This window comes from Streptomyces rishiriensis (genome assembly GCF_030815485.1).
GTDB classification, from domain to species: Bacteria; Actinomycetota; Actinomycetes; order Streptomycetales; family Streptomycetaceae; genus Streptomyces; species Streptomyces rishiriensis_A.
In genome coordinates, this window is sequence record NZ_JAUSWV010000002.1 from 1,465,990 (window position 1) to 1,487,861 (window position 21,872).

At 69.1% G+C, this 21,872-nt stretch carries 18 protein-coding genes, 2 pseudogenes and 1 riboswitch; of the genes and pseudogenes, 7 read left to right on the top strand and 13 right to left on the bottom strand.

Annotated elements, in window-relative coordinates; translation table 11 throughout:
• Positions 1–5: 5 nt before the first annotated feature.
• Positions 6–1,298, bottom strand: coding sequence for an extracellular solute-binding protein (locus tag QF030_RS08940; RefSeq protein ID WP_307162126.1), 1,293 nt, complete (start codon positions 1,296–1,298; stop codon positions 6–8).
• A 396-nt stretch (positions 1,299–1,694) separates the two neighbouring features.
• Between QF030_RS08940 and QF030_RS08945 the strand changes: the two genes are divergently transcribed.
• Both QF030_RS08945 and QF030_RS40555 read left to right on the top strand, forming a co-directional pair.
• Entirely contained in the window at positions 1,695–3,650 is a 1,956-nt protein-coding gene (locus tag QF030_RS08945; protein WP_307162127.1) for an amino acid transporter, read from the top strand.
• A gap of 168 nt (positions 3,651–3,818) precedes the next feature.
• A pseudogene (locus QF030_RS40555) lies at positions 3,819–4,390 on the top strand (Tn3 family transposase); the annotation flags it as partial.
• A 136-nt stretch (positions 4,391–4,526) separates the two neighbouring features.
• On the opposite strand, the gene QF030_RS08955 reads toward QF030_RS40555, so the two are convergent.
• A complete protein-coding gene (locus QF030_RS08955; protein WP_307162129.1) occupies positions 4,527–5,285 on the bottom strand; it encodes an SDR family NAD(P)-dependent oxidoreductase in 759 nt (252 codons plus the stop codon).
• A 146-nt stretch (positions 5,286–5,431) separates the two neighbouring features.
• Here QF030_RS08955 and QF030_RS08960 point away from each other — a divergent pair, with 146 nt between their 5' ends.
• The 3 genes and pseudogenes from QF030_RS08960 to QF030_RS08970 all read left to right on the top strand — a co-directional run bounded on the left by QF030_RS08960 (position 5,432) and on the right by QF030_RS08970 (position 7,230).
• Positions 5,432–6,067 (top strand): TetR/AcrR family transcriptional regulator, encoded by a 636-nt coding sequence (locus tag QF030_RS08960; RefSeq protein WP_307162130.1) that lies wholly within the window; start codon positions 5,432–5,434, stop codon positions 6,065–6,067.
• A gap of 128 nt (positions 6,068–6,195) precedes the next feature.
• Positions 6,196–6,546, top strand: a pseudogene (locus QF030_RS08965) (integrase core domain-containing protein); the annotation flags it as partial.
• Positions 6,547–6,810: 264 nt separating this feature from the next.
• Positions 6,811–7,230, top strand: a complete 420-nt coding sequence (locus QF030_RS08970; protein WP_307162131.1) for a TOBE domain-containing protein — start codon at positions 6,811–6,813, stop codon at positions 7,228–7,230.
• A 50-nt stretch (positions 7,231–7,280) separates the two neighbouring features.
• On the opposite strand, the gene gcvP is transcribed toward QF030_RS08970, so the two are convergent.
• Positions 7,281–10,166: an aminomethyl-transferring glycine dehydrogenase gene (gene gcvP, locus QF030_RS08975; protein WP_307162132.1), complete on the bottom strand. Its 2,886-nt coding sequence runs from the start codon at positions 10,164–10,166 to the stop codon at positions 7,281–7,283.
• A 182-nt stretch (positions 10,167–10,348) separates the two neighbouring features.
• Positions 10,349–10,444: riboswitch (glycine riboswitch) on the bottom strand.
• Positions 10,445–10,556: 112 nt separating this feature from the next.
• On the opposite strand from gcvP, the gene QF030_RS08980 reads away from it, so the two are divergent.
• A complete protein-coding gene (locus QF030_RS08980) occupies positions 10,557–10,928 on the top strand; it encodes a PRC-barrel domain-containing protein (RefSeq protein ID WP_307162133.1) in 372 nt (123 codons plus the stop codon).
• 5 nt (positions 10,929–10,933) lie between these two features.
• On the opposite strand, the gene QF030_RS08985 is transcribed toward QF030_RS08980, so the two are convergent.
• Together QF030_RS08985 and QF030_RS08990 are read right to left on the bottom strand one after the other, a co-directional pair.
• Positions 10,934–11,395: a nucleotidyltransferase domain-containing protein gene (locus QF030_RS08985; RefSeq protein ID WP_307162134.1), complete on the bottom strand. Its 462-nt coding sequence runs from the start codon at positions 11,393–11,395 to the stop codon at positions 10,934–10,936.
• A 97-nt stretch (positions 11,396–11,492) separates the two neighbouring features.
• Positions 11,493–12,956 (bottom strand): DNA polymerase IV, encoded by a 1,464-nt coding sequence (locus tag QF030_RS08990; protein WP_307162135.1) that lies wholly within the window; start codon positions 12,954–12,956, stop codon positions 11,493–11,495.
• Between the two features lie 58 nt (positions 12,957–13,014).
• Here QF030_RS08990 and QF030_RS40560 point away from each other — a divergent pair, with 58 nt between their 5' ends.
• Positions 13,015–13,836 (top strand): transposase, encoded by an 822-nt coding sequence (locus QF030_RS40560; RefSeq protein ID WP_373428751.1) that lies wholly within the window; start codon positions 13,015–13,017, stop codon positions 13,834–13,836.
• 57 nt (positions 13,837–13,893) lie between these two features.
• On the opposite strand, the gene QF030_RS09000 is transcribed toward QF030_RS40560, so the two are convergent.
• The 8 genes from QF030_RS09000 to QF030_RS09035 all read right to left on the bottom strand — a co-directional run bounded on the left by QF030_RS09000 (position 13,894) and on the right by QF030_RS09035 (position 21,797).
• Positions 13,894–14,577, bottom strand: a complete 684-nt coding sequence (locus tag QF030_RS09000; RefSeq protein WP_307162136.1) for a MerR family transcriptional regulator — start codon at positions 14,575–14,577, stop codon at positions 13,894–13,896.
• Positions 14,578–14,822: 245 nt separating this feature from the next.
• Positions 14,823–15,296 carry a bifunctional nuclease family protein gene (locus tag QF030_RS09005; RefSeq protein ID WP_188183535.1) on the bottom strand — a complete coding sequence of 158 codons (474 nt, stop codon included), beginning with the start codon at positions 15,294–15,296 and terminating at the stop codon, positions 14,823–14,825.
• Positions 15,297–15,381: 85 nt separating this feature from the next.
• The gene (gene ftsR / locus QF030_RS09010; RefSeq protein WP_307162137.1) at positions 15,382–16,119 is read right to left on the bottom strand and encodes a transcriptional regulator FtsR; all 738 of its coding nucleotides are present in this window, start codon (positions 16,117–16,119) and stop codon (positions 15,382–15,384) included.
• A 44-nt stretch (positions 16,120–16,163) separates the two neighbouring features.
• A complete protein-coding gene (locus QF030_RS09015) occupies positions 16,164–17,048 on the bottom strand; it encodes an FHA domain-containing protein (protein WP_307167514.1) in 885 nt (294 codons plus the stop codon).
• A gap of 82 nt (positions 17,049–17,130) precedes the next feature.
• Positions 17,131–17,964 (bottom strand): DUF881 domain-containing protein, encoded by an 834-nt coding sequence (locus tag QF030_RS09020; RefSeq protein WP_307162138.1) that lies wholly within the window; start codon positions 17,962–17,964, stop codon positions 17,131–17,133.
• Between the two features lie 5 nt (positions 17,965–17,969).
• The gene (locus tag QF030_RS09025) at positions 17,970–18,302 is read right to left on the bottom strand and encodes a small basic family protein (RefSeq protein ID WP_020133151.1); all 333 of its coding nucleotides are present in this window, start codon (positions 18,300–18,302) and stop codon (positions 17,970–17,972) included.
• Positions 18,299–19,135, bottom strand: coding sequence for a DUF881 domain-containing protein (locus tag QF030_RS09030; protein WP_307167515.1), 837 nt, complete (start codon positions 19,133–19,135; stop codon positions 18,299–18,301). Before QF030_RS09030 ends, QF030_RS09025 begins: the two co-directional genes overlap by 4 nt.
• A gap of 166 nt (positions 19,136–19,301) precedes the next feature.
• The gene (locus tag QF030_RS09035; protein ID WP_307162139.1) at positions 19,302–21,797 is read right to left on the bottom strand and encodes a mannose-1-phosphate guanyltransferase; all 2,496 of its coding nucleotides are present in this window, start codon (positions 21,795–21,797) and stop codon (positions 19,302–19,304) included.
• Positions 21,798–21,872: the final 75 nt, after the last annotated feature.

The window sequence follows — 21,872 nt, forward strand, 5'->3', positions numbered from 1 at the left end:
GCCGGCTACTGCTCTTCCTTCGCGACCTTGGTGATCGACTCGGTGACCTGCTGAGGCGACTTGGACCCGGCGACGAGGGCGGCGACGCTGTCGTTGACCTCCTGGCCGAGGGCCGGCGCGTAGGCCTGGTCGAGGTAGAGCTGGAAGCCGGTGGCGGCCTTCAGCTGGGCCTGTACGGCCTTGATGTTGGGGTCGGTCATGGCGCTCTCGGCGGCCGGCACGACGGGCAGCACCCCGGTCTTCTTGACCAGTTCGGTGTCCGTGGCGGCGCTGGCGAAGAACTTCAGGAAGTCGACGGCGGCCTGGGGGGCGTCCTTGCGCAGGGCGTGCCCGCCTCCTCCCCCGAACACCTCGGTGATCACGCCCTTGCCGCCGTCGACCGCCGGGAACGGGAAGAAGCCGAGGTTCGCCCCGAGCCCCTTGCCCGCGTCGGCCTCCACCACCGGCGCCCACTGGCCCATCAGTTCCATCGCCGCCTTGCCGTTGCCGACGGCCGCGGCCTGGCCGGTGGGGCTGGAGTAGGCGGCGCCGAGGAAGCCCTTCTGGAACGGCTGGAGATCGACGAGGTCCTGGAGGTGCTGCCCGGCCTGGACGAACCCGTCCCCGGTGAAGTCCTTGTCGTCACCCGCCTCGCGCAGGGCGTCGACACCGGCGGTGCGCATCGCGAGATACGCCCAGTAGTACATGCCGGGCCACTTCTCCTTGCCCGCCAGCGCGAGCGGGGTGATCCCGGCGGACTTGAGCTTGCGCACCGCATCGAGGAAGCCGCTCCAGGTGGTGGGGGGCGCGCTGACGCCGGCCTGCTTGAAGAGGGCCTTGTTGTACCAGAACCCGATCATGCCGATGTCGAACGGGATGCCGTACGCCTTCTCGTCGAGGAGGTAGGGCTGGCGGGAGACCGGGAGCAGGCCGTCGTGCCACTCCTTCGTCCTCTCGGTGAGGTCCTCGACGAGGCCGGCGTCGACCTGCTGCCTGAGGACACCCCCGCCCCAGGTGTGGAAGATGTCGGGCAGCTTCCCGGAGGCGGTCAGCGCCGTCATCTTCGACTTGTAGGCGTCGTTCTCCAACTGCACGATCTTGATCTTCACCTTGGGGTTCTGGGCCTCGAACTGCTTGGCGAGACCAGCCCAGACGTCCTTGGTCGGCTGGGTGGTGGAGATGTTCCACCACTCGATGGTGGTCGTCCCCGACGACCCTCCGTCCGAGTCGCCGCCGCAGGCGCTCAGTGCCGTCATGCTCAGACCGGCCGCGGCGGAGGCCGCCAGAAAGCCGCGGCGGGAGAGTGCCGGGTCGCCCATCATGCGCTCCTTGATAGATCGAAAGTTTCGAACCAGATCCAGAAAGCTTCGCTGCTGCCGCACCCTAGAGACACCCTCCGACGGGTGGCAACCCCTTGAACACAGGGAATCCGGGGGTCTGTTCGCAAAAGAAGGCCCAGCGAGCCGCTTAGAGGCATCGAAACATTCGAATTATTCGGCGAACATTACGAAGCCGACAGGGACGACGGCTTCCCGGCCAGGGCGGACCCAGCGGTACGTCACGCTGCGTGCCCGCCCCGTGACCAGTCTTAACGGAAGCTTGACGCCGTCCGGCCCATGATCCAGGGGCCTGGGCGTCACTCTCCGCTTACGCTGATCCCGCCGTCCGCGTGATGGCCGAAACCACACGCCGATCCGCAGACCAGGAGCACTCCCATGGCCACCACCGAGCACTCTTCCCCCGGTCGCCTGCGCTCCTGGATGCTCGAGGGTCTGTCCGACATGGGCAAGGGCCACGCTCACGGGAAGGCTCCGGACACCGCCACCGCACCCGAGCACAAGGGCCAGCGCTGGTACCGGGTGATGTGCCTGACCGGTGTCGACTACTTCTCGACCCTCGGCTACCAGCCGGGCATCGCCGCCCTCGCGGCCGGTCTGCTCTCCCCGGTGGCGACGATCGTGCTGGTGATCGTCACCCTCGCGGGCGCTCTGCCCGTCTACCGGCGTGTCGCCGAGGAGAGTCCGCACGGCGAGGGCTCGATCGCGATGCTGGAACGGCTGCTGTCCTTCTGGAAGGGCAAGCTGTTCGTCCTGACCCTGCTGGGGTTCGCCGCCACCGACTTCCTGATCACGATCACCCTGTCCGCGGCGGACGCCTCGACCCACCTGGTCGAGAACCCGCACCTGACCAGCGCCCTGCACGACCGGCAGATGGTGATCACGCTCGTCCTCGTCGCCCTGCTCGGCGCCGTGTTCCTCAAGGGCTTCCTGGAGGCCATCGGTGTCGCGGTCGCGCTGGTCGTCGTCTATCTCGGCCTGAACGTCGTCGTGGTGGCCGTCGGTCTGTGGCACGTGGTCACCGAGGGCCACGTGGTCACCGACTGGGCCGACGCGCTGACCGCCGAGCACGGCAACGTGTTCGCGATGATCGGTGTCTCCCTGCTGGTCTTCCCCAAGCTCGCGCTGGGCCTGTCCGGCTTCGAGACCGGCGTCGCGGTCATGCCGCACGTGCAGGGCGACCCGGACGACACCGCGGAGAACCCCGAGGGCCGCATCCGGGGCACGAAGAAGCTGCTGACCACCGCCGCCCTGATCATGAGCGTCTTCCTCATCGCCACCAGCTTCATCACCACCGTGCTGATCCCGGAGAAGGAGTTCGAGTCCGGCGGCCAGGCCAACGGACGCGCCCTCGCCTACCTGTCCCACGAGTACCTGGGCAACGCCTTCGGCACGGTATACGACGTGTCGACGATCGCCATCCTGTGGTTCGCCGGCGCCTCCGCGATGGCCGGGCTGCTCAACCTGATGCCCCGCTACCTCCCCCGCTACGGCATGGCGCCGCACTGGGCGCGCGCCGTCCGCCCCATGGTCATCGTCTTCACCCTGGTCGCCTTCCTGGTCACCTGGATCTTCGACGCCGACGTCGACGCGCAGGGCGGCGCCTACGCCACCGGCGTCCTGGTCCTCATGTCCTCGGCGGCGATCGCGGTGACCATCGCCGCCCGCCGCGCCCGGCAGCGGGGCTGGACCGTCGGCTTCACCGTGGTCTCGGCGGTGCTGCTCTACGTGACGGTCGTGAACGTCATCGAGCGCCCGGACGGCGTGAAGATCGGCGCCTGCTTCATCGCCGGCATCATCCTGGTCTCGCTGCTGTCCCGGCTGGCCCGGGCCTTCGAGCTCCGCGTGACCAGCGTGACGCTGGACGACATGGCGGAACGTTTCATCCGGGACATGGCCAGCCGCAAGATACGGTTCATCGCCAACGAGCCCGACCAGCGCGACAGGGCCGAGTACCGCGACAAGATCGAACAGATCCGGCGCGACAACGACATTCCGGGGGAGGACTTCGTCTTCGTCGAGGTCACCGTCGTCGACCCCTCCGAGTTCGAGTCGGGCCTGACCGTACGCGGCGAGGTCCTGCACCACCGCTACCGCGTCCTGACCCTGGAGTCCTCCTCCGTCTCCAACGCCCTGGCCGCGCTGCTGCTGCACACCAGGGACTCCACCGGGTGCCTCCCGCACATCTACTTCGAGTGGACCGAGGGCAACCCCTTCGCCAACTTCCTGCGCTTCTTCCTCTTCGGCCAGGGCGAGGTCGCCCCGGTCACCCGGGAGGTCCTGCGCGAGGCCGAACCGGACCGCGACCGCCGCCCCCGCGTCCACACGGGCTGACCCGACCCGGCGTCCACACGGGCTGCCCCGCCCCGGCGCGAGCACCGCATCGTCAGCTGCGGCCGGCGGCCCGCACCGGCACCGGCCCGCCCGCCCTGGCCGCCTGTGCCCGGGCCACCCGCCAACCCGTCCGCCGCCACGAACGCGCACGGCCCGGTGAACCGGTCCAAGCCACCGGAGGGCTCGCGGTTCTGCGAGCTGGAGCGGCTGCGCCGGCCGCCGACGAGGACGACGAGGACGGCGTTCGCCCGCGCGCTGGAGCGGGTGGACGAGATCGGGCGTACCGGCTGGGGCGGCTGAGGCTGTCGCAGATCCCGCCGAACCGGATGGCGGCGCCGGCCCGGTACGCGCTGGGGTCGAAGGCGCCCTGCCGGAGCAGGCGGCGGAACCGAAGCGTACGGCCGATGCTCACCGCAGGCTCGCGTGGCGCGAGGCGGTGGACGCCCACTCTGACCTGCCGCAGGGCGCGGTGGACCGGGACGCGTACGTGGTGTGCGTGCTGGAGCAGCCGCACCGGGCCCTGAACTACCGCGACGTCTTCGCCTCGCCCTCGCACCGCTGGCCCAACCCCGCGCGCCCGCCTGCTGGAGGGCCGACTGGGAGTCGGTGTGCGAGGACGTCCCGGCAGCCCTGAGCCTGGACGTGCCCGTCGAGGAGCATCTGGCGGAGCTGGTGCGGGGCCTGGACGCGGGGTGGAAGCAGCCAGCGAGCGTCTTGAGGAGGCGGGGCCGGCGGCGGAGGCGGGGGCCGGCGGCGGGTGTCTCCGTCGAGGTGCACCCTGAAGCGCCAGAGCTGGACGAGGATGAGGACGAGTCGGTCGGCTCGAAGTGAGTCGGGGCCGTCACTGCCTGCTTCCCTACCGGCCGTCGCCCGGCGTCACAGGAGGGCGCCGCCGGAGACCTCGATGCGCTGGGCGGTGACCCAGCGCAGTCCCTCGGAGGCCAGCGTAGCGATGGCGTCGCCGATCTCCTCGGGTTCGCCGACGCGGCCGAGCGCGGTCTGTCCGGCCAGAACCTGACGCATTCCGGCGTCGTCCCGCATCGCTCCGCCGTTGAAGTCGGTGGCGGTCGGCCCCGGGGCGATGGAGTTGACCCGGATGCCGCGAGGCCCCAGTTCTGCGGCGAGGGTACGGCTCAGAGCTTCGACGGCGGCCTTCGAAGCGGAGTAGGCCGAGGTGGCGGGGCTGGTGTGGCGGGTCAGTGACGTCGAGACGTTGATGACCTGGCCGCCCTGGGCCAGCAGCGGCACGAGCGACTGGATGAGGAAGAACGTGCCCCGGACGTTGGTGTCCATCACGGTGTCGAAGTCGTCGATCGTGACAGTCTCCAGCGGCCCGAAGACTCCCACTCCCGCGTTGTTGACCAGGATGTCGAGCCGCGAAGTACCCCAGCGCTCCAGCTGGGCGCCCAGTTCGGAGGTGAAGGACGCGAAGGAGGAGACGTCGCTGATGTCGAGCCGGAGAACCGCGGCAGTCCCACCCACGGCCTGCACCTGTTCCACCGTCTTCTCAGCCCCGGCCGCATCGCCGCGGTGGGTGACCACGACCCGCACCCCGCGTGTGGCCAGGGCGATGGCCGCGCTGCGCCCGAGGCCGCGATTCGCACCGGTCACCAAAGCGATCTTGTCGATTGTCATGACTTCCTCCACCGTGCGACAACCAGGATGTGCCCAGGTGCCGCGGATCAGAGGCGAGTCACTCGACTCGCCTTGCTGGTGCACCGTAAGCGGGCTCCCCGAGGCGAGTCAAGTGACTCGCCTCGGGGTTACGGCATACTCTCTGCATGGCAGCAGAACTCACCGCGCATCACCGCAGGCTCGCCCAGCAGAAGCGCGAGGCGATCACCTCCGCGGCCACAGAACTGTTCCTGGACCGTGGCTACGACGGCACCTCCCTCGCACGGATCGCCGAAGCGGCCGGGGTCTCGAAGTCCACCCTGTTCAAGCAGTTCCCCACCAAGGCGGCCCTCTTCGAGGCCATCGTCACCGAGTCCTGGCAGCGCGACGCCGGCGATACCGCCGCGCGGCCACAGGCGGGAGATCTGCGCTCCGGGCTGACAGCCATCGGCCACCGCTACGCCGACCTGATCGGCCGGCCCCGCATGACAGGCCTGTTCCGGATCGTCATCGCCGAACTGCCTCGTTTCCCCGAGCTGGGACGGATGCAGTTCCAGCTGGGCAAACTGCCCTACTTCACCTCCGTCCAGCACTACTTGGAATCCGAGCATGAGGCGGGCAACGCTGATGTGCCCGACGCCGAGAGCGCCGCGAACCAGTTCCTCGGCATGATCGCTAACTACGTCCTGTGGCCCCGCATGCTGCTGACCGGCTGGAACCCCGCAGCCTCCGACATCCACAACGCCGTCGAAGAGGCCGTCCAGACGATGCTCGCCAGATATACCCCCGCCCCGCCGGCCTGACCCGAAACCGGAACTTCGCCACTGACGCGCAACGCCAAAGACCGCGACGCCTTCACCCGCGACACCTGTCGTCAAACGATCGTTTGACGACAGGCAACCGACGTATCCGATGAACCCGCGGGTTCATCCAGCAGGGCATCATCATTGAGCGGGTCCTGACCGACAACACCTGGTCCTACACCAGGAACACCTGGCGCCAGACCTGCCGCGAGCTGGGCATCAGCCCACGCTGGACCAGGCCCTGGCGACCCCAGGTCAACGGCAAGGCCGAACGCTTCCACCGCACACTGCTCGAGAGATGGGCCTACCAGCAGCCCTAACCTCAGACGCCCAGCGGCAGGCAGCGTTTCCCCGACTGGCCGGACTCGTACAACCACCACCGCCCCCGCACCGGCATCGACGGCCGAACACCAGCCGGCCGCGTCACTAACCTCTCCGGACAGCAGGACCGTGTCCACAAAGTCCCGCCCGGCTCGTGACGCCCGGCACGCACGCTCACCGCGCTGTCGGGATCACCCACGCACCCCCGGCACGAGGCCGACCCTCCGCCTTTGCGATCGCACCCACCGGACTCCGCCACCCCCGGCCTCCGGGCAGACGGCGCTACCTTGCCGACACGACCTGGCACCGGCCCCGCCCGAAGCGCCGATCACCTCGCGTATCCCACGGATCCTGAGGCCGGCAGACGACGCAAGCCCGCGCATGACCCGCTGGACAGGCCCGGCGGCCTACCGTTGACGCTCATGAGCCTGAGCATCCGCAACCAACTCCCCGGCACCGTTACCGCCGTCCACCCCGGCGAGGTCATGGCCACCGTCAAGATCCGACTGGACGGCGGCCAGGACCTCACGGCTGCCATCACGCTGGAGGCCGTGAACCAACTCGCCCTCACCGCCGGCACCGCCGTCCGCGCCCTGGTGAAGTCGACGGAGGTCTCCCTGGCCACCGCTCGGGTCGACGGCCTGTCCATCCGCAACCAGCTCACCGGCACGATCACCGGCCTGGTGACGGGCGAGGTCATGGCCTCGGTGAAGGTCTCCATGGACGGCGGCGAGCTCACCGCCGTGATCACCAGGGAAGCAACCGCCGACCTCGGCCTCTTCGTCGGCTCCGACGTGATCGCACTGATCAAGGCGACCGAGGTGTCCCTGGCCACGGCGTAGCGCGCGCGAGGGCCCCCGCCCGGAACGGACGGGGGCCCTCACCCACTCGCTCAGTCCTCGTACGCGTCCAGCGGCGGGCACGAGCAGACCAGGTTCCGGTCGCCGAAGGCCTGGTCGATCCGGCGCACCGGCGGCCAGTACTTGTCGGCGGCCGACACCCCGGCCGGGAAGACGGCCTCCTCACGCGTGTACGCGTGCTCCCACTCCCCGCCCAGCGCGGCCGCGGTGTGCGGGGCGCCACGCAGCGGGTTGTCCTCGGCCGGCCACTCGCCCGCCCCGACCTTCTCGATCTCCGCGCGAATGGCGATCATCGCCTCGCAGAAACGGTCGATCTCGATCAGGTCCTCGGACTCGGTCGGCTCGATCATCAGCGTCCCGGCGACCGGGAACGACATCGTCGGCGCGTGGAATCCGTAGTCGATGAGCCGCTTGGCGACGTCGTCGACGCTCACGCCGGTCGCCTTGGTCAGCGGCCGCAGGTCGATGATGCACTCGTGCGCGACGAGCCCGCCCGGCCCGTTGTAGAGCACCGGGTAGTGCGGCTCCAGCCGCTTGGCGATGTAGTTGGCGCTCAGCACGGCCACCTGCGTGGCCCGCTTGAGCCCCTCACCGCCCATGAGCCGCACATACGCCCACGAGATCGGCAGGATCCCGGCGGAGCCCCAGGGAGCCGCGGAGATCGGCCCCACCCCGGTCTCCGGCCCGGCGGCGGGCTGGAGCGGGTGGTTCGGCAGATACGGCGCCAGGTGCGACCGTACGGCCACGGGTCCGACGCCCGGGCCGCCGCCCCCGTGCGGGATGCAGAACGTCTTGTGCAGGTTCAGGTGCGAGACGTCGCCACCGAAGTGCCCCGGCTTGGCGAGACCGACCAGCGCGTTGAGGTTGGCGCCGTCGACGTACACCTGCCCGCCCGCCTCGTGCACCTGGGCGCAGATGTCGGCGACGTGCTCCTCGAACACCCCGTGCGTCGACGGGTAGGTGATCATCAGCACCGACAGCTCGTCCCGGTACCGCTCGATCTTCGCCCGCAGGTCCTCGACGTCGATCTCGCCGTCCTCGGCGGTCTTCACGACGACGACCTTCATGCCGGCCATCACGGCACTGGCCGCGTTCGTGCCGTGCGCGGAGGACGGGATGAGGCACACCGTCCGCTGCTCGTCACCGTTGCCCCGGTGGTACCCGCGGACGGCGAGCAGCCCGGCCAGTTCGCCCTGAGACCCGGCGTTCGGCTGGAGCGACACCTTGTCGTAGCCGGTGACCTCGGCGAGCTGCTCCTCCAGCTCGCGGATGAGCGTCAGATAGCCCTCCGCCTGCTCGGCCGGCGCGAAGGGGTGCAGCTGCCCGAACTCGGGCCAGGTCACCGGCTCCATCTCGGTGGTCGCGTTGAGCTTCATCGTGCAGGAGCCCAGCGGGATCATGCCCCGGTCCAGCGCGTAGTCCCGGTCGGCGAGCCTGCGCAGGTAGCGCAGCATCGCGGTCTCGGAACGGTGCTGGTGGAAGACGGGGTGCGTCAGGATCGCGTCGGACCGCAGCAGCCCGGCGGGCAGGGAGTCGGCGGTGGCCGCGTCGAGCGACTCGATGTCGCCGTCCACCCCGAAGGCGGCCCAGACGGCGGACACCTGCGCCCGAGCGGTCGTCTCGTCACAGGCGATCGACACCTGGTCGGCGTCCACGAGGTGCAGGTTGACCCCGCGCTCCCGCGCGGCGGCGACGACCTCGGAGGCCTTCCCCGGCACCCGTACGGTCAGCGTGTCGAAGTACGAGGCATGCACGACCTCGACGCCGCCGGCCTCGAGCCCGGCGGCCAGGACCGAGGCGTACCGGTGCGTGCGCAGGGCGATCGCCCGCAGCCCGTCGGGGCCGTGGTAGACGGCGTACATCCCCGCCATCACGGCCAGCAGCACCTGCGCCGTGCAGATGTTGCTCGTGGCCTTCTCGCGTCGGATGTGCTGCTCACGCGTCTGCAGAGCGAGCCGGTAGGCCTTGTGCCCGTCGGCGTCCACCGACACGCCCACCAGCCGCCCGGGCAGGCTGCGCGCGAACTGCTCGCGGACGGCCATGTAACCGGCGTGCGGACCGCCGAAGCCCATCGGCACACCGAACCGCTGCGTCGTACCGACCGCGATGTCCGCCCCCAGCTCGCCGGGCGACTTCAGCAGCGTCAGCGCGAGCAGATCCGCGGCGACCGTGACGAGCGCGCCGAGCCCGTGCGCCTGGTCGATGATCGCCTTGAGGTCCCGCACGGCACCGGAAGCGCCCGGGTACTGCACGAGCACGCCGTTGATCTCCCGTGCGGCGATCTCCGCCGGAATCCCGTCGCTCAGGTCGGCGACGACGACCTCCACGCCCGTCGGCTCGGCGCGGGTCTCGATCACGGCGATGGTCTGCGGCAGCGCGTCCGCGTCGATGAGGAAGAGGCCCTTCTTGTTCTTCCCCATGCGCCGGGACAGCGCCATCGCCTCGGCGGCGGCCGTGCCCTCGTCGAGCAGCGAAGCGCCGGAGGTCGGCAGCCCGGTGAGGTCCGCTACCACGGTCTGGAAGTTCAGGAGCGCCTCGAGCCGGCCCTGGGAGATCTCCGGCTGATACGGCGTGTAGGCCGTGTACCAGGCCGGATTCTCCATGACGTTGCGCAGGATGACGGGCGGCGTGAAGGTCCCGTAGTAGCCGAGCCCGATCATCGGAGCGAGGACCTGGTTGCGGTCGGCCAGCGAGCGCAGCTCGGCCAGCACCTCGGCCTCGGTGCGCGCGCCCGGCAGGTCCAGCGCGTCGGCGTTCTTGATCACATCCGGGACCGCTGCGGCGGTGAGCTCGTCGAGCGAGCCGTAGCCGACCTGTGCGAGCATCTTGGCCCGCGCTTCGAGGTCGGGCCCGATGTGGCGGTGTTCGAAGGGAATTCCCTGCTCGAGCTCGGCGAGCGGAATGCGATGGGCGGTCATTACGGAGGCCTCCTGGTCTGACACGACCTTCGAGGGTCACCACGGTGGGTACCCGGACGGCCTCCCCCTCTGTCATCTCAACCTGAGAGCTTCACCGGGTCCCCGAGGGCACCCGGCTTTCACCGTCGGTGAGAGCGGAAGCCGTCGACGCCGTCGGCACCCGCCCTGCTTTCCAGAGTGACCTCGTCCGTGCGGTACGTGAGCCTGAGAGATTCCGGGGAGGATTTGCTCCTTCGGCGCCTCCGGTGATGTCCGGAGGACTCTCCCGCGCGGTGTCAGCAGCCATTGTCAGACTACCAGCGGGGTCAATGAGTCTCGCTCGAGTGGCCGCTCGTCCCGATGTGCTCTTTTGTAGTGCTTACGGATGAGTTGCGACCAAGTGGAGGGCCCGTGCAGACCGACATCGATCCGCGCAACCTGATAGGCCGCAAGGCGTTCGACCGCAACGGCACCAAGATCGGGACCGTCGACGAGGTCTACCTCGACGACGCCACCGGAGTGCCGGAGTGGGCGGCCATACGCACCGGTCTGTTCTCCCGCGACGCGTTCGTCCCCCTGGAGCCCAGCCGGCTGGTCGAGGGCACCCTGCACATTCCCTTCGACCGGGGCCTGATCAAGGACGCTCCCGACTTCGGTGTGGGCCGCCACCTCTCCCCGGAGCAGGAACTCCAGCTCTACCACCACTACGGCCTCGACGTGGGCGCTCCTCCCCCGCTCCCCGACCACGACTTCGGCCGACTGGCCGGCACGGAGGACGGCTGAGCCCCTCAGCCGCAGGCCTGTATCAGCGCCCCGAGAATCCCGGCGGGGTCGTACAGCGGCCGGGCGCCGTCCGTGACGACTCTTCGGGTACCGGCGTCGACCGGGTCGGTCCGTGCCCAGCGGGCAGGCCCGACGTTCACCTCGACCTCCAGACCGGAGGCGGTCGCATACCGCCATTCGGTGACGGTCCCCCGATCCCGGACCCGGATCACCTCTCCCAGAGCCGGCTCCCGAGCCCACCCGTCGTCCTCGGCGTACCGGGCTGGCGCCGTCGACAACACCACAAGGTCGACATCCGAGTCGGGACCCGCTGTCCCACGTGCACAGGACCCGACGAGCAGCAGCCCCACCACATCGCTCCGGTTCCCGGCCCACCGGGTCATCCTGTCCACCACCCGGCGCATCTCGGCCTCATGCTCCGGCGACACCCCGGCCGGGTCCGCGAACCGGCCTCCGTGCAGCTTCATGCAGCTCCCTCCCCATCCCCCACCGGTGCCACCCGCGTGCCACCGCTCCGACCCACCTCGCAGTTCGAACCGCTTCACTCTGTGTAACTGATCCACCTCACGCAGAGTTCCCGGACTCCGCCTCCGACGGCTGCGCCTCTTCCGAGGGCTGCACCTCGGACGGTTGCCTTTCCGAGGACTTCACTTCAGGATGCGGTGCTCCCGCCGCCGCCCCGCCGTCGTCATCCGGTCTTCGTCGCACCAGAGGCAACGGATCCGCCGGCTCCAGCGCCGGATCGTCGGTCCTGAAGGTGCGCACCCGTCCCGGCTCCGACTCGGGCGTCTCGAACCGCACGGTGACCCGGCCCAGCCCACTGCCCTGCACCCATCCGTGCCCGAGCTCGGCATGCCGCACGTCGTGCCCCGGGCGCCACTGGCGCTCGACCGGCACCGGCACCTCGCCGACGGGCTCGGCAGCGACTTCCTCCTCGGGCCCGACCACCCGCTCCTCGGCCGCCTGCGCGAACAGATCCTCCTGCGTGAAGTCCGCCAGCCCGCTCACGCCCACCCCGAGCAGCCGCACCCCGCCCGTGGTGTCCACCGACTCCAGCAGCCGGGCCGCCGCCTCCCGGACCACCGCAGGATCGTCGGTGGGCCCGCGCAGGGTCTCGGACCGGGTGAGCGTGGAGAAGTCGTACCGCCGCACCTTCAGCACGATGGTCCGCCCCGACAGACCGGCCTCCCGCAGCCTGCGCACACATCGGTCCGCGAGCCGCTGCACCTCCAGCTCCACCCGGATCCGGTCGTGGATGTCCACGTCATAGGTGTCCTCGACGGAGACCGACTTGGCCTCCCGCTCCGCCACCACGGGCCGGTCGTCGCGGGCCAGCGCCATGGCGTACAGCGCGTGCCCGTGCGCCTTTCCCAGCAGCCGCACCAACTCGTCCTCACCGGCTTCGGCGATCTCGTCGATCGTGAGGATCCCGGCCCGGCGCAGATGGTCCCCCGTCGCCGGACCGACCCCCGGCAGGGTCCGCACCGGCAGCGGGCCGAGCAGGGCCCGCTCCGTCCCCGGCGCGATGAGCACCAGGCCGTCCGGCTTCGCCTGCTCGGAGGCGATCTTCGCCAGCATCTTGCAGGAGGCGAGGCCCACCGAACCCGTGAGCCCGGTGACGGCCTGTATGTCCGCGCGCAGCCTGATCCCCGCCAGCCGCGCCGACTCGCTGTCCCAGGCCGCTCCCCCGGCATCCAGGTCCACGAAGGCCTCGTCCAGGCTCAGCGGCTCCACCAGCGGCGACAGCGCCCGCAGCAAGCCCATGACCTGCTCGCTGATCGACCGGTAGAACGCGAAGCGCGGCACCAGATAAGCGGCGTTCGGAGCCCTTCGGCGCGCCTGGGCCATGGGCATCGCCGAGTGCACTCCGAAGACCCGCGCCTCGTAGGAGGCGGTCGCGACCACGCCGCGGGGCCCCAGACCGCCCACGACCACGGCTTTCCCGCGCAGGCTCGGCTTGGAGGCCTGCTCCGCCTGCGCGAAGAAGGCATCCATGTCGAGATGCAGGATCGTGGGCGCGTTTCTCACATGTCCGATGCTGCACCACGGCACTGACATTGATGCTGATACTCGGGTTCCGGTGGTCGTGACCCGGGCACTGACTGACGCCCTGCTGGACTGTCTTCGCGTTGTTCTGTCCGGCCGCCGGGATCTGTTCGGCCAGGTCCTCGTCACCGCTCCGGAGGCGATCCGCTCGAAGTACGGGCAGCTCAAGGGCACCGACCGCACCGAGGCCCTGGCTCGGCTGCGACCGGCCGGCGACGCCCTGCACACCGCTGTCCTGACCGCGCTGAAAAGCCTCGCCCGCCGCGTCAAGGAACTCACTGCCGAGCACGAGACGCTGACGCGGGCCCTGGATGCCGAAGTCACCACACACAACCCCGGCCTGCGGGCGACCTACGGTGTCGGCCCCGACACCGCCGCGCAGCTGCTGATCACCGCGGGCGGCAATCCCGAACGGATGCGAACCGAGGCGTCCTTCGCGGCTCTGTGCGGAGCCGCCCCGGTCCCCGCATCCAGCGGCCGAACCAACCGCCACCGCCTCTCCAGGGGCGGGGACCGGACCGCCAACTCCGCGCTCTACCGCATCGCCCTGGTCCGTATGTCCGGCGACGTCCGAACTCGCGCCTACGTCACACGGCAAGTCGCCGCCGGACGGACGAAGAAAGAGATTATCCGGATGTTGAAGCGGGCCATCGCCCGGGAGATGTTCCGCTGTCTCACCACCACGCTCAACATTCCAGGCATAGCCGACCTACGGCCTCTGCGGCAGGCCAAGAACATCACCCTCACCACCGTCGCCCAGCACTTCGGCGTCTGGCCCACCACCATCTCCAGACTCGAAAGGGGACTCAGCAGGGACGACGACCTCGCTCACGCCTACCGCGACTGGCTCCGAGCCGCTTGACAGCAATAGGAGCATCAATGACGCCGTACAGCCGCCCCTCGCGCCTACGAAGGCGGTTCAGACCGCCCGGTTGCGCCGACGTGCCAGTTCGTCCGCAGGATTGTTCCCGACGAGCGTCTCCCCGGTGTCGACACGCTCCCCGTGCAGCTGCGACAGCGCGCTCTCGACGTCCCGCCACACGACGCCCACCGCGATGCCGAAGATGCCCTGACCGCCTTGCAGCAGCGCGTGGACCTCGTCCGGCGACGTGCACTCGTAGACGGTGGCACCGTCGCTCATCAGCGTCATGCGCTCCAGGTCGCTGAACCCGCGCTCCCGCAGATGCTGCACGGCGGTGCGGATGTTCTGCAGCGACACCCCGGTGTCGAGGAACCGCTTGACGATCTTCAGGACGACGACGTCCCGGAAGCTGTAAAGACGCTGCGTGCCGGACCCGTGGGCAGGCCGCACACTCGGCTCGACCAGCCCGGTGCGGGCCCAGTAGTCCAGTTGCCGATAGGTGATGCCCGCGGCCGCGCAAGCCGTCGGACCTCGATAGCCGATCTGCTCGGACGCCATGGACGTCGCCCCTCCGCTGCTCGGCACGGCCGCCGGTCGCTGCGGAGCGTGGTCGGCCGCGCTGCTCTGCTGGGGGTAGGCCCTGCTCGAACGCGCTGGAGAGCCCGGGGAAGGGTACGGACCGCTTCCCCCGACACCGAGTCCGGGGGCACCCCCAGCCGTACCGTCGCCGCTGCTTCTCACGCCGACCTCCGTCCTTGACCTGCCTTGTCGACGGTAGGCAGTCACCAGGGGTGCGTCAACGATCGCCACACTCGGCACGCCGAGTGATAATCACCCTGAGAGTGGTTTCCCGCACCCCGTCGCGGGGAAAGGCTAGCCGAATGCGCTGAGAAGTAGCCGTAGGACGCTCTCACTCGCCGTTGGCATTTGCCGAAAACAGTGCGGGCGTCCCCGTGCAGGACGCCCGCGTTCCGCGCATGTGCCGGCTACTGATTGCTGCTGCCGAAGTCCTCGGGCGAGATCTGGTCGAGGAACTCGCGGAACTTCTCCACCTCGTCCTCCTGCTCGTCCGGGATGGCGATCCCCGCGTCGTCCAGGACCGTGTCACTGCCGAAGATCGGTGTCCCGGTGCGCAACGCCAGCGCTATGGCGTCCGACGGACGCGCACTCACCTCGACCCCGCTGGCGAAGACCAGCTCCGCGTAGAAGACGCCCTCCCGCAGGTCCGTGATGCGCACTTCGGTGAGCTCCTGGCCGACGGCTTCCAGCACGTCCTTGAACAGGTCGTGGGTCAGCGGTCGCGCGGGAGCCATGCCCTGCTGGGCGAAGGCGATCGCCGTCGCCTCCCCCGGTCCGATCCAGATGGGAAGGTAACGGTCGCCTCCCACTTCACGCAGCAGCACGATCGGTTGGTTGGAGGGCATCTCGACCCGGACACCTACGACATCGAGCTCGTTCACACAGTAACCCTAGGCCGTGCCCGGGACGTTTGGGTAGTCGGGCCGGGAACGGGTGACCGATCCGCCCCAGGGCGAAACCGCCCGCTCAGGGCAGCCGCACCCCGAGCGCCGTCTGCACCAACGCCGCGTGCAGCCGCACCGTGAGCCCCGCGATTTCCTTCGTACGGGCCTGCGCGTGCGCCCTGGTCTGCGGATTGCGATGGCGCTTGAGAGGGGCCACCACCTGGTCCACGAGACCGGCCTCACGATCCGCCGCGGCCTTCATCACCCGCAGGTGCCGGGGCTCGATCCCGAACCGGCCCAGCTCGGCGACAAGCGCTGCCACGGTGGCCGCCTCGGCGTCGTAGACCCCGTCCTCCAACGGCGCAACGAGGCCGTACGACTCCCACTCCTCGAGCTCCGGCTCACCGATGCCCGCGGCCGCCAACAGCTCGGACCGGCCGATCCTGGCGACGGTGGGCCCCTCCGACGCCTCGGGGACGGCCTCACCGTCGCGCTGCCGGCCGACGGTCGGCAGCGGTGCGGCCTCACCGCGCTCCATGGCGTCCAGATGCTCGCGGATGACCTTGAGGGGCAGATAGTGGTCCCGCTGCATCCTCAGGACGTGGCCGAGGCGCTCGACGTCCTGCACACTGAACTTCCGATACCCCGAAGGGGTTCGCTGCGGCTCGATGAGCCCTTCCGACTCCAGAAAGCGGATCTTGGAGACGGTGACTTCGGGAAACTCGTCGCGCAGCGCGTTCAGCACGGTGCCGATGCTCATCGAACCACCGTCCGCGGCGGCGGTGCCGTGTCCGACACCGCCCCTCGGTGTTTGAAGCATGGACCTTCCCTGGGGATTCCCCCCGGACGGCGCCCGGGGGCCGGTCAGTAGCCCCGCTGGCTCGCGTAGAAGACCAGCCGGTACTTACCGATCTGTACCTCGTCACCGTTCGACAGAGGGACCTCGTCGATCCGCTCCCGGTTGACGTACGTGCCGTTGAGACTGCCGACGTCCGCCACGTTGAAGGTGCCGTCCGGGTTGCGCCGGAACTCCACATGGCGACGCGAGACCGTCACGTCGTCCAGGAAGATGTCGCTCTGCGGGTGTCGGCCGGCCGTGGTCAGGTCGCCGTCCAGAAGGAAACGGCTGCCCGAGTTCGGGCCGCGCCGCACGACCAGCAGGGCGGAGCCCAGCGGCAGCGCGTCGACCGCGGCCTGCGCCTCGGGCGAGAGGGCGGGCAGCTGCGTCTGACCGGTGACCTCGGCGTCGTAGGCCTCGAGACCGGAGATGGAGATGGTGGAAGTCGTCTCCGACGCCCGCTCGGGCGTCAGCCCGGGGCGTAGCGGCGCGCCACAGTTGGAGCAGAATCGGCTGTTCTCCGCGTTGCGGTTACCGCACCTCGTACACACCAGGGCCGACATAGGGGAAAACCCTCCACCCGTACTCGAGGTCGACGGTTGGCCGAAACCTATGCCGCCGGACTGCGCAGGGTCAACCGACGCCGCGCCCTGGCCTCCGGCAATGTCGCCGCCCGGACCAGCCACCTGATCCCTGAACAGCGGCCGCTGACCCTCTGCGTCAGGCTGTGCGCGATGGCGAGCGGTCGCGTTGTCGCTACCCTCTCGCGCGCTCTTGCCGAACAACTTCGCAAACAACTTCACGGGCGATTCCCCTTGACCGAAACAGACCCGCCCGTGGGGCAGGACGAACCCTGACTGAATACACCGGTCGACCCGGACATCTTCACAACGTCCGTGTCCACCAGACAGTTTCCACCACGCACCACCCGATCGGTGCGTCGACCCCCCGCAAGCTCATGCCCCTGCCGGATGCCCGCCATGCACCCCCGGTTCACTGGCCCGACGACCGAGCGTAGTCAGGCTGCTTCGCCACTCGCAAGGCATCCACGACGATCTTGTCCGACCGCTCCACTGTCACGGTGGCCTGCTCCTTCTCGAGAGTCTGCACCACTCCTCCAGGGATGTTCAGCGCCGGCTCGAGGTCCTGCGGGTTGCCGATGACCTTGAAACGAAAGGGCGTGTTGATCTTGTTCCCGTCGACGCTCACGCTCTTGCCCGATTCCGTCAGAAAAGTGCCGGCGACGACCCGCACCCCGTTCACCTGGATCGCCTCGGCCCCCGCCGCGCGCAGCTCCTGGATCGCGTCGAGCAACATGTCCGCCTCGACCGTCCCCTTCGTGTCCTCGATGGTCATCGTGATGCCCGGCCCCTGCGCAGCCACCGTGCCCGCGAGAATGCCGAGTTGTTTCTCCTTCTCGACCGTCTGCTTGCGGGCCTCCTCGGCCTGGTCGGAGCTGTTCTCCAGCTCCTGCTGCTGCTTCTCGAGTCCTTGCTTCTCGTCCTCAAGACGCTGACTGCGGTCGTCGAGTTCATCGAGGATGCGTACGAGATCTTCCTGACGCGCACCGCGCAGCGCGTTTCCACTGTCGCTGTTGGAGGCGACCTGCACGGCCAGGCCGAAACCCAGCCCGAACAGCAGCAGGGCGACGATGAGTTGGGCCCTGGACACCCGCGGCGGCCAGAGACCCTGCACCATGCGCTGCCGACCGGTCAGCACGGGCTCGGCCGGCTTCTCGGCCGCCCCGTCCGCGGACGCCGTCACCGGGACCTCGTCGGGCAGCTCCTTGCGGAGCCTGTACTCGGGCGTCTCGTCCTGGTTGCTCATCGACCTCACGCCCGGAAGACATGCCGACGGATCGCCGCGGCGTTGGAGAAGATCCGGATGCCGAGGACGACGACGACACCGGTGGACAGCTGTGATCCCACGCCCAGCTCGTCACCCAGGAACACGATCAGCGCGGCCACCACCACGTTCGACAGGAAGGACACCACGAACACCTTGTCGTCGAAGATCCCGTCCAGCATGGCCCGAAGGCCACCGAAGACCGCGTCCAGCGCCGCCACCACGGCGATCGGCAGATACGGCACGACGGCCGCCGGCACCTCGGGCTGGACCAACAGGCCGGCCACCACTCCCACGACGAGGCCCAGTACGGCGATCACGATGTGCCCTTCTCGGTCTTCGGCTGCGCTGTACGTACGATCACACTCGGTGCGGCGGGCAGCCGGACGTCGTCAGCCACTGAGATGGCCGTCCGAATGCCGTAGTTCTCCTGCAACGCGTTCAGATACAGGCCGTCGGCGCTGTTCTGGAACCTGGTGCTGAGGTTTTTCCCGTCCCCCACCGCGAGCACCGTGTACGGCGGGACGAGCGGTTTGTTGTCGACCAGTATGGCTTCACCCGCGGCCCTGATCGCCGACAGTGCCGTCAGCCGTTGACCGTTGATCGAGACGGCCTCGGCGCCCGACTCCCACAGTCCGTTGACGACCCGCTGCATGTCCCGGTCCCGGACCCGCCCGGTGTCGGAGAAACCGGAGGTCTCGCGCGGACCACCGTCACCGCCCTCGGTCGCTTCCTTGGCATCGTCCACGACCAGCTTGACGCCCGGCCCGTGCACCTCGACGGCACCCGACAGGATGCCCACCAGATCGGCCTGGCTACTGCCACCGCTCTGCTTGAGCGCCTCCCGCTGCCGTTCGCTCACATCGTCGCGCAGCTTGTCGACGGCACTCTCGAGCTCGTCGGCCGCGTCGGTCTCACGGTCGATCCGGTCGATCAGCTCCTCGCGCTCCTTCGCGACGACCGGCGCCGCGACCCGCGCCTGAGCCGCACCGACGGTGACCACGAGGGCCGCGAGCACCAGGCCCACGGCGAGACCCAGCTTCGCCCGTACCGTCCTGGGCAGCCCACCGGCGCCCTCGGCCTGCTTACGGGCGGCGGCCTCGGCATAACCGTCGTCGAGGCTGTGGTCCATGACGTTGGTGAGCAGCGACATGGACGCGTCCGGGCGCGACACGCGCGCGGGTGTGCTCCGAACGGGGGGCTGCTGCGGCATGCCGCACATCGTCGCACGTCGCGCCCAGTACCTCCGAATGGCCCCACCGGCGTGCCGGACAGGCCCCCTTGGGGACACTTGTCCGGCACGCGCGCGTGCGCGTGGCTCAGCGTCCGGCGCTGTCCACGACCGACGACCACTCGTCGAGCAGAGCCTGAGCGGACGCGTCGTCCGGCCCCTCAGCCCACAGATGGGTGACGGCCTCGGCCGGGTCGGGCAGCACCATCACCCAGCGCCCGTCCGTCTCCACCACACGGACACCGTCGGTGGTGTCCACGAAGCGATCTCCGGCCGCCTCGACGACCCGCCGCATCACGAGGCCCTTGACGGCCCACGGGGTCGCCAGATCCCGCTTCAGGACGTGCGCCCGCGGGATCCGCGCGTCGATCTGGCTGAGGGTGAGCTGCGTCCGCGCCACCAGCCCGATCAAGCGCACGAAGGCCGCCGTACCGTCGAAGACACTGCTGAACTCCGGGACGATGAAGCCGCCCTTGCCGTCCCCGCCGAAGATGGTCGTCTCGTCCCGCCCGACCCGGGTGAGGTCGTCCGGCGAGGTCGTCGTCCACTCGACCTGTGTCCCGTGATACGCCGCCACCTGCTCGGCGATCCTCGTCGTGGTCACCGGCAGGGCGACCCGCCCGCTGCGCCGCTCGGCGGCCACCAGGTCGAGCAGCACCAGCAGCGCCCGGTCGTCCTCGATGATCCGGCCCTTCTCGTCAACAAGAGAGAGCCGCTCACCCACAGGGTCGAACCGCACTCCGAACGCGGCCCGAGACGAAGCCACGATTTCTCCGAGCCGCATGAGCCCGGAGCGGCGCTGGTCGCCCGTCTCCGTGGGCCTCGCCTCGTTCAGGCCGGGGTTGACGGTCAGCGAGTCCACCCCGAGCTTCCCCAGAAGACTCGGCAACACCAGGCCGGCGCTGCCGTTCGAGGCGTCCACCACGACCTTCAGCCCGGATTCGGCGATCCCTGTCGTGTCCACGTTCCGCAGCAACGACCCAGTGTACGAGTCGAAGACGCTGGCCGGGAAGTGCAGGTCACCGATCTCTCCCGGGAAGGCCCGCCGGTACTCCTGCCGCGCGAACACCCGGTCCAGCTTGCGCTGACTGCCCTGGGACAGGTCCGCGCCCTCCCCGTCGAAGAACATGATGTCGACCGAGTCCGGTACACCGGGCGAGGTACGGATCATGATCCCGCCGGCGCTCCCCCGCGCCGTCTGCTGACGCGCCACGGGCAGCGGTACGTTCTCCAGGTCCCGTACGTCGATGGCACTGGCCTGAAGTGCGGAGATGACCGCCCGCTTCAGCGCACGAGCACCCCGCGAATGGTCACGCGCCGTGGTGACCGTGGACCCCTTCTTGAGTGTCGTGGCGTACGCGCCGGCGAGGCGCACCGCCAGCTCGGGCGTGATCTCGACGTTGAGGATCCCGGAGACACCGCGGGCACCGAACAGGTGCGCCTGCCCACGGGACTCCCAGATCACGGACGTGTTGACGAACGCGCCGGCTTCGATGGTCTTGAAGGGGTAGACCCGCACGTTGCCCTGGACGATCGATTCTTCACCGATCAGGCATTCGTCACCGATGACAGCGCCGTCCTCGATCCGGGCCGCCCGCATGATGTCGGTGTTCTTGCCCACCACACAGCCTCGGAGATTGCTGTGCTGGCCGACGTACACGTTGTCGTGCACAACGGCCTTGTGCAGGAAGGCCCCGCTCTTCACGACGACGTTGGACCCGATGACGGAGTGCTCGCGGATCTCGGCGCCGGCCTCGACCTTCGCGTAGTCGCCGATGTAGAGCGGACCGCGAAGTATGGCGTCGGGATGCACCTCGGCGCCTTCGGCCACCCACACCCCGGGCGAGATCTCGAAGCCGTCGATCTCGACGTCGACCTTGCCTTCGAGCACGTCGGCCTGGGCCTTGACGTAGCTCTCGTGGGTGCCCACATCCTCCCAGTAGCCTTCGGCGATGAAGCCGTAGACCGGCTTGCCCTCCTTCATCAGCTGCGGGAAGACGTCTCCGGACCAGTCGACGGGCACATCGGCCTCGACGTAGTCGAAGACCTCCGGCTCCATGACGTAGATACCCGTGTTCACGGTGTCCGAGAAGACCTGGCCCCAGGTCGGCTTCTCGAGGAAGCGCTCGACCTTGCCTTCTTCATCGACGATCGTGATCCCGAATTCCAGCGGATTGGGCACCCGCGTCAGGCAGACGGTGACCAGCGCACCCTTTTCCTTGTGGAAGTTGATCAGCTCGGTGAGGTCGAAGTCAGTGAGGGCATCGCCGGAAATGACGACGAAGGCGTCGTCCTTCAACGCCTCCTCCGCGTTCTTGACGCTTCCGGCGGTACCGAGTGGCTTCTCCTCATTGGCATAGCTGAGCTCCATGCCGAGCTCTTCGCCGTCACCGAAGTAGTTCTTGACCAGCGACGCCAAGAACTGAACAGTTACGACGGTCTCGTTGAGCCCATGCCTTTTGAGCAGCCTCAGAACGTGCTCCATGATCGGCCGGTTGGCCACCGGCAGGAGCGGCTTGGGCATGCTCGAGGTCATAGGGCGAAGGCGCGTGCCTTCGCCTCCGGCCATCACGACGGCCTTCATGTCGGAAGCGTCCTCCTAAAGAGACGACTGTCTAGCCGACTTCACCCGTCCAGATTGTCCCGCACTTTTCGTCGG

What these genes read in the sequence shown, in the direction of transcription:
- QF030_RS08960 (WP_307162130.1), top strand. Translation starts at nt 5,432, where the DNA reads ATGGCAGCAGAACTCACCGCGCATCACCGCAGGCTCGCCCAGCAGAAG.
- QF030_RS08970 (WP_307162131.1), top strand. Translation starts at nt 6,811, where the DNA reads ATGAGCCTGAGCATCCGCAACCAACTCCCCGGCACCGTTACCGCCGTC.
- QF030_RS08955 (WP_307162129.1), bottom strand. Translation starts at nt 5,285, where the DNA reads ATGACAATCGACAAGATCGCTTTGGTGACCGGTGCGAATCGCGGCCTC.
- gcvP (WP_307162132.1), bottom strand. Translation starts at nt 10,166, where the DNA reads ATGACCGCCCATCGCATTCCGCTCGCCGAGCTCGAGCAGGGAATTCCC.
- ftsR (WP_307162137.1), bottom strand. Translation starts at nt 16,119, where the DNA reads ATGCTTCAAACACCGAGGGGCGGTGTCGGACACGGCACCGCCGCCGCG.
- QF030_RS08945 (WP_307162127.1), top strand. Translation starts at nt 1,695, where the DNA reads ATGGCCACCACCGAGCACTCTTCCCCCGGTCGCCTGCGCTCCTGGATG.
- QF030_RS09035 (WP_307162139.1), bottom strand. Translation starts at nt 21,797, where the DNA reads ATGAAGGCCGTCGTGATGGCCGGAGGCGAAGGCACGCGCCTTCGCCCT.
- QF030_RS09030 (WP_307167515.1), bottom strand. Translation starts at nt 19,135, where the DNA reads ATGTCGCTGCTCACCAACGTCATGGACCACAGCCTCGACGACGGTTAT.
- QF030_RS08940 (WP_307162126.1), bottom strand. Translation starts at nt 1,298, where the DNA reads ATGGGCGACCCGGCACTCTCCCGCCGCGGCTTTCTGGCGGCCTCCGCC.
- QF030_RS09020 (WP_307162138.1), bottom strand. Translation starts at nt 17,964, where the DNA reads ATGAGCAACCAGGACGAGACGCCCGAGTACAGGCTCCGCAAGGAGCTG.
- QF030_RS08985 (WP_307162134.1), bottom strand. Translation starts at nt 11,395, where the DNA reads ATGAAGCTGCACGGAGGCCGGTTCGCGGACCCGGCCGGGGTGTCGCCG.